At 52.9% G+C, this 8,040-nt stretch carries 1 protein-coding gene; it reads left to right on the forward strand.

Annotation, left to right across the window (positions count from 1 at the left end):
* Positions 1 to 8,040 (forward strand): amino acid adenylation domain-containing protein (locus ACN6NF_RS12020; RefSeq protein WP_474317916.1); only part of this gene is annotated, 8,040 nt, incomplete at both ends.

Consider the following 8,040-nt stretch of genomic DNA (forward strand, 5'->3'; position numbering starts at 1 on the left):
ATGAACGGGCGAATTCATTGGCACGCATCCTTCAAGCGCAGGGAGTAGGGCCTGACAAACTGGTCGGTCTGATGGTGCAGCGCTCCGTGGAAATGATCGTAGGTCTGCTGGCCGTGCTAAAAGCAGGCGGTGCTTATGTGCCGATCGATCCCGAATTTCCGTCCTCTCGTATTCAATACATGCTGGAAGACAGCGAGGCCACAGTGCTTCTAACCCATCGTGATTTGGCAGAAGAGCACCAATGCCATGCCAATACCCTATTTCTTGAGGATGCAGCATTGTATCAGGGAGAAAGCAGTAACCTGGAGGTGATTACCCGCCCAGAGCATTTGGCTTACGTCATTTATACCTCTGGTTCAACCGGAAATCCGAAAGGAGTTATGCTCCAGCATCGCTCGGTCCTCAACTTTATTACAGGAATGCGCGAAGTCATTGATTTTAAAGCCAGCAAAATGATTTTGTCACTCACGACCATTTCATTCGACATTTTCGTCTTGGAAACCATCCTGCCTCTGTTGGGCGGAATGACGGTCGTGCTTGGCGACAGCCAGCATCAGGTGAATCCTCAGGCGCTGGGTGAATTGATTGCTCATCATCATATTGAGATGTTGCAAATGACGCCGTCCCGGTTGCAAATGCTGTTGGGGCATGAAGCAGGCTCCCGCGCGCTGCAAGGCGTTAAGGCTATAATGGTCGGGGGCGAAGCCCTGCCGTCCAAGCTGCTTGCAGCACTGCAAGAAATCAACGGTCCCCGCATTTATAACATGTACGGACCTACAGAAACGACGGTGTGGTCGACCGTACAGGAACTGACCCATGCTCAACAAATTAACATTGGACGTCCTATCGCGAATACGCAAATATATATCCTGAATGCAAGTGGGGAGTTGCAGCCCGTCGGTGTGCCGGGTGAGTTATGTATTGCCGGGGAAGGCTTGGCTCGCGGGTACTGGAAACGTGAAGAACTGACGGCCGAGAAATTTGTAAATCATCCGTTCGCTGGTGGTAAGGCAGGCCATGAGCGGATGTATCGTACAGGTGATTTGGCCAGATGGATGCCAGACGGCAACATTGAATATTTGGGCCGGATGGACCATCAGGTGAAAATTCGGGGCTATCGGATCGAACTGGGCGAGATCGAATCGCAGCTGCTGCAGGTGGAGTCCGTACAAGAAGCAGTCATCATGGCTCGTACGGACGAAACGGGTCAAACCCAGCTCGTGGCGTACTACGTGGCAGGTCAAGAGCTTGGAGCTAGTGAGCTGAGACAGAAGCTGGGACAAGCGCTGCCAAGCTATATGGTGCCGTCGTATTTCATCTGGTTGGAGCAGATGCCGCTGACACCGAACGGTAAAATTGACCGCAAGTCCCTGCCAGCACCGGAAGGCAGTCTGCACAGCGGTGCAGACTATGCAGCGCCACGTACGGTAGTAGAACGAGCACTCGTAGCGATCTGGCAGTCCGTCCTGGGTGTGCCAACTGTCGGGATTTTGGACCATTTCTTTGACCTGGGCGGCGATTCGATCAAGGCGATTCAAATCGTATCGCGTGCGTTCCAGGCAGGCTACAAGCTGGACATGAAAGATTTGTTCCGTTATCCAACCGTCGCAACACTGGCACCGCATATGCACGAGGTAAGTCGTAGGGTAGATCAGGGAGAAGTGAGCGGGGAAACAACTTTGTCTCCGATCCAGCATGGGTTCTTTGCCCAGAAGCAAGTAGACGTACATCACTTTAATCAGGCGGTGATGCTGCACCGGGAGCAAGGGTTTGATGAGTCCGCTCTGCGTCAGGCACTTGACAAACTCACAGCGCACCATGATGCACTGCGGATGGTGTTCAGCAAGACCGAGCAAGGCTATGAAGCCTGGAACCGCGGAATACAGGAAGGCGAGCTGTATCACCTGGACGTGGTGGACTTTACAAACTTGACAGATGAAGCCACGCTCAGCGCAGCCATGGAGGCGAAAGCCAGTGAAATTCAAAAGAGTATCCAGCTGCATGAAGGGCCGTTGTTGAAGGCTGGCTTGTTCCACTGTGCAGATGGGGATCATTTGCTCATAGCAATCCACCATTTGGTGGTGGACGGGGGATCATGGCGCATTTTGTTTGAGGATTTGGCTGTAGCCTATGAACAGGCGATCCGTAAAGAGGCACTCCAATTACCGGACAAAACGGAATCATTCCGTTCCTGGTCACAAAAACTTTCCACCTATGCGAATAGCGCAGCCATGGACAGTGAGCGCGCCTACTGGGAACAATGGAACGCAGCTGCTTTGGCTGACCAGGTACGTTTGCCTGAGGATCAAGCGCAGACCGAACCGTTTACCCTAGCTGACACGGATACCGTGGTCTTTCAGCTTACGGAAGAAGAGACATCAAAACTATTGAAGCAAGCACACCGCGCGTATAACACGGAAGTGAACGATCTGCTGCTGACTGCACTAGGCATGACGCTGTACACGTGGACGGGTCATGAACGCAGTCTGATTCATTTAGAGGGACACGGACGGGAGAACATTTTGCCGGATACCGACATTTCTCGTACGGTAGGCTGGTTTACAAGTCCATATCCGGTATGGCTGGACATCGGCCGTGGTCACGCTTTGGCGGAACGCATCAAACAGGTCAAAGAGTGCCTGCGCCATATTCCGAATAAAGGAATGGGCTATGGAATCTGGAGATATTGGAGTGAATCTGGCCAAGCCGTTGGTCAGCAACCAGATGTTCCGAACCTTGGTCAACACCAAGCTTTTGCCGAGCCACAAGTAAGCTTTAACTATCTCGGACAGTTGGATCAAGACTTGCCAAACAGCGATATCCGGATGTCTCCTTACTCGATGGGATCAGTCGTGAGTGACCGGACGAAGATGAAATATGCGCTCGATGTGAGCGGGATTGTCACGAACGGCATCCTGGAATTCGACATTCGGTATAACGGCAGAGCCTTCCGTAAGGATACGGTCCACATGCTAGCCAACCTGCTGAAAACCAATCTGCTTGAAGTGATCGAGCATTGTGTTACACGGGAGCAGGCCGAATTGACTCCAAGTGATGTACTGTTTAAAGGTCTGACCCTGGAGCAATTCGATACGATTAAGGAACAGACCAAGACGGTTGGGGAATTGGAAAATGTGTACCCATTGACCCCCATGCAAAAGGGGATGCTGTTCCATAGTTTGATGAATGCAGAAACCGGCGTGTATTTTGAGCAGGCAACCTTTGATCTTGAGGGCCACTTTGCGCCATCTATATTCGAGGAAAGCTTAAAGCTGCTGGTTAGCCGGCATGCGATATTACGGACGAATTTCTACAGCGGCTGGCATGGTCAACCGTTGCAAATTGTCTACCGTCAAAAAAATCCGAGCTTCCGTTATGAGGATGTCAGAGGGCGTGAACAGGCGGTAGCTGAATTTGTGACTCAGGACAAAGCCAGAGGCTTTGATTTAGGCAAGGATGCACTCATGCGCGTAGCTGTTTTCCGCACGGGTGATCGCTCATACCGTTTTGTATGGAGCTTCCATCATATCGTAATGGACGGCTGGTGCCTGTCCCTGATGACAGACGAAGTGTTTGGTGCATATGCTGCCTTGCTGGAGAACAAGCAGCCAGAGCTCGCACCTGTCAAGCCGTATAGTGACTATATCGAATGGTTGGAACATCAAGATGCACAGGAAGCAACCCGTTATTGGAGTGACTATTTGGCAGGTTTTGAACAGCAAACCTTGTTGCCTGGTGAGAATACGCAAGTTTCTGTAACAGAACGGGATGACGACACAAACAGAAGCGGTCAAAGTTCAAATTCCGGTTATGTTTTAGAAAAGTTGCCATTTATGCTAGGTAAAGAGCGGAGTGCCGCATTAAACCAAATGGCCAAGCAACAACATGTCACGATTAACACATTGCTGCAAAGCGTTTGGGGCGTTATTTTACAGAAATACAATAATCATCAGGATGTCGTGTTTGGTAGTGTGGTATCGGGTCGTCCGGCAGAAATTCCAGGTGTGGAGAGCATGATTGGTTTGTTTATCAACACGATCCCAGTACGTATATGCAGTACACCGGATGCTACATTTGCTGAAGTAGTGCAGCGTACACAGGAACAGGCTTTGACCTCCAGTGTCTATGACACGTTCCCGCTCTACGACATTCAGGCACGGACTGAACAAAAACAAGACCTGATCAATCACATCATGGTCTTTGAAAACTATCCCATCGGGCAGCAGATGAAGCAGATGGGCGGTTCCGGCGAAGCAGATGCACATACAGGCTTCTCTATTGCTCATGTGGAACTTACAGAGCAAACCAACTACGATTTTAACCTGATTGTCGTGCCTGATGAGGATATCTCTATCCTACTTGAGTACAATGCACTGGTGTATAACCGGTCTGCAATGGAGCGTATCTATGGTCATATCGACCACGTCATCGGACAAATCGTGGATAACCCGGATATCCGTGTGAATGAGCTGGCATTGGTGACAGCGGAAGAGCAGGCACAGATCGTTCAGGTGTGGGGCGATACGGCGGCAGCCTATCCGCAGAATCAAACGCTAAGCAGTCTGTTCGAGCAGCAGGCCGCGAACACGCCGGAGCAAGTGGCGGTACTGTGTGGTAAAGAGTCGCTGACCTACCGTGAGCTGAACGAAAGAGCCAACCGGTTGGCCCGGACTCTGCGTGCGGAAGGAGTTCAGCCGGATCAGCCTGTAGGCATACTAGTTCACCGTTCCCTAGACATGATCGTAGGCATCTACGCGATCCTGAAGGCCGGCGGAGCCTATGTGCCGATTGATCCGGAATATCCGGCTGATCGCATCCGCTTTATGCTGGAGGACTCAGGCGCGAAGTTGGTGCTAACACAATCGCATCTGGCAGAGCAAGCCTCGCTGAGTTTTGACGGCCAGGTGCTGGTGCTGGATCGTCAGGAGCAGGATGGCAAGAATATTTATCACGAAGATGGATCAAATTTGGAGCCCCTGGCCGGGCCGCGTCATGTCGCGTACGTCATCTATACGTCCGGTTCCACGGGAAAACCGAAGGGCGTCATGGTAGAGCACCATTCCGTGCTGAACCGGATTTTGTGGATGCATGATCGCTACGGCTTGAGTGCAGAAGATACCATTTTGCAAAAGACCGCCTTCACCTTCGACGTGTCGGTGTGGGAGCTGTTCTGGTGGTCGATGGTCGGCTCGAAGGTAAGCCTGTTGTCCGTGGGCGGAGAAAAGAATCCGGAGGACATCGTGGACACGATTGCCCGCGGTGGTGTAACCACGATGCACTTTGTGCCCGCCATGCTGCATGCGTTCCTGGAGTATGTGGAGCAGCAGCCACGAGAAGTGATGCAAGCGAAGCTGGGCACGCTGCGCCATGTCTTTGCCAGTGGCGAAGCCTTACCGCCACAGCATGTGGCGAGGTTCCAGCGGCTCGTGTCGAGCCTGGCCGGAGCGAAGCTGATCAATCTGTACGGACCAACCGAAGCGACGGTGGACGTATCGTACTTCGATTGCGAGCCGGATGAGGAATATGGAGTGATTCCTATCGGGAAACCGATTCAGAACACTCGTCTGTACATCGTCAAGGAAGGCACGGAGCAATTGCAGCCGATCGGGGTTGCAGGGGAGCTGTGCATCGGCGGTGTCGGCGTAGCCCGAGGCTATCTGAACCATCCAGAACTGACGGCCGAGAAATTCGTAGCCGATCCGTTTTCGGGTGGTGAACCAGGATACGAACGGATGTATCGCACCGGTGACTTGGCGAGATGGATGCCGGACGGGAACATTGAATATCTGGGCCGGATCGATCATCAGGTGAAAATCCGGGGCTACCGGATTGAACTGGGTGAAGTGGAATCGCAACTGCTGCAAGTGAAATCGGTACGAGAAGCGGTGGTCATGGCTCGTACGGATGAAATGGGCCAAAAACAAATGGTCGCCTACTATGTCGCGGGACAAGAAATCAGTGCCAGCGAGCTGAGAAGTGAGCTGGGCCGGGAACTGCCAAGCTACATGGTGCCGTCGTACTTTGTACAACTGGAACAAATGCCGCTAAGTCCCAATGGCAAAATCGACCGCAGAGCACTGCCGGCACCGGAAGGCAGCCTGCAAACTGGAGTCGATTATGCCGAGCCGCGTACGGCGCAAGAACGCGCTTTGGTAGCGGTCTGGCAGTCCGTACTGGGACTACAGACGGTCGGTATTTTGGACAATTTCTTTGATCTGGGCGGCGATTCCATCAAAGCCATCCAAATCGCATCCCGTACGTTCCAGGCCGGCTATAAGCTGGACATGAAGGATTTGTTCCAATATCCGACAGTTGCAGTCCTGGCACCGCATATGCACGAGGTCCGCCGTTTGGCAGACCAAGAAGAAGTGAGCGGGGAAACGGCGCTGCTTCCAATCCAGCACTGGTTCTTTGCGCAGGAGCGCGAGCGTCCGCAGCACTTTAATCAGGCGGTCATGCTTTATCGCACGGAGGGCTTTGAGGAGACGGCGATTCGTCAAGTGATGGATCACCTTGTGAAGCACCATGATGCGCTACGTACGGTTTTCCGTCCAGATGCCTCGGGTTATGCGGCTTGGACACGCCCTGTAGAGGAAGGCGCGTTGTATACGCTGGAAACGGTGGACTACCGTGAACAGCAAACTTATGCAGAAGCGCTGGAAGCGAAGGCAACGGAAATTCAAAGCAGCATGGACCTGTCCGCAGGGCCGTTGGTGAAGCTGGGATGGTTCCGTACCACTGAGGGCGACCATCTGCTAATCGCCATTCACCATTTGGTGGTGGACGGGGTGTCGTGGCGGATTCTGTTTGAAGATTTCTCGACAGGCTACGAGCAGGCGATCCAGGGCAAGTCTGTACGATTGCCGTATAAAACAGATTCCTTCCAAACTTGGGCACGGGAGTTGACAGCTTATACTCATCGTTCTGCGTCTGCGTCGGATGCGTCGTATTGGAAGCAGGTAGAGCAGGCTAAAGCTGCGATTGCTCCGCTGCCTAAGGATTTTGCCTATGAAGGCTCCTTAAATGCAGACAGCGAAGTGCTGACCGTAGCGTGGACCGAAGCTGAAACCCAGCAGCTGTTAAAGCAGGCCCATCGCGCCTACAACACCGAGGTCAATGATTTGCTGCTGACCGCGCTGGGACTGGCGGTGCACCACTGGACAGGTGCAGGACAGGTGCTGGTGAACCTAGAGGGCCATGGCCGGGAAGCGATCCTGCCAGAGGTGGATATTACACGTACCGTAGGCTGGTTTACGAGCTTGTATCCAGTGCTGCTGGAGACCGGCAAGGAAATGACCCTGGCTCAGCGGATTAAAGAAACAAAGGAAGGCCTGCGCCGGATTCCGCATAAAGGGCTGACCTATGGCACTTGGCGTTACCTGTCCTCTGCGTTCCTTGCGGATGAAGTGGACACGATCGCAGCCGAACCGGAAATCAGCTTTAACTATTTGGGGCAGGTCGATCAGGATCTGCAAAACAGTGGAATTACGTTGTCCCCCTACCATGCAGGGGAGACAGAAGATGCCCTTTCCCGCTTACCGTACACGCTGGATTTAAACGCGATGATCTCGGAAGGCACGCTGCGTTTGACGATCGCATACAGCCGTAAGCAGTATCGTAAAGAAACGCTGGAGCGGGTGGCGAGCCTGCTGCAATCCGCTTTACAAGAGGTGATTGCGCATTGCGCCGCTCAGGAGCAGCCGGAGCTGACCCCAAGTGATGTGTCCTTCCAAGGTCTGACGACTGGAGAGCTGGAGCAGATTGCGAAACAGGCGGCACGTATCGGTGAGCTGGAAAATGTGTACGCACTGACACCGATGCAGAAGGGAATGCTCTTTTACAATCTGATGGATTCGCAATCGGGAGCTTATTTTGAACAGGCCTCCTTTGATCTGCGAGGACCTTTTAATATTGCTGCGTTTGCGGCCAGTTTGGATGTCTTGGTGCAGCGGCATACGGTACTGCGCACGAACTTCTACAGCGGCTGGAAGGATGAACCGCTTCAGGTCGTGTACCGGAATAAGCGCAGCGAACTGTATG

It is taken from the genome of Paenibacillus sp. TSM33 (assembly GCF_056099025.1).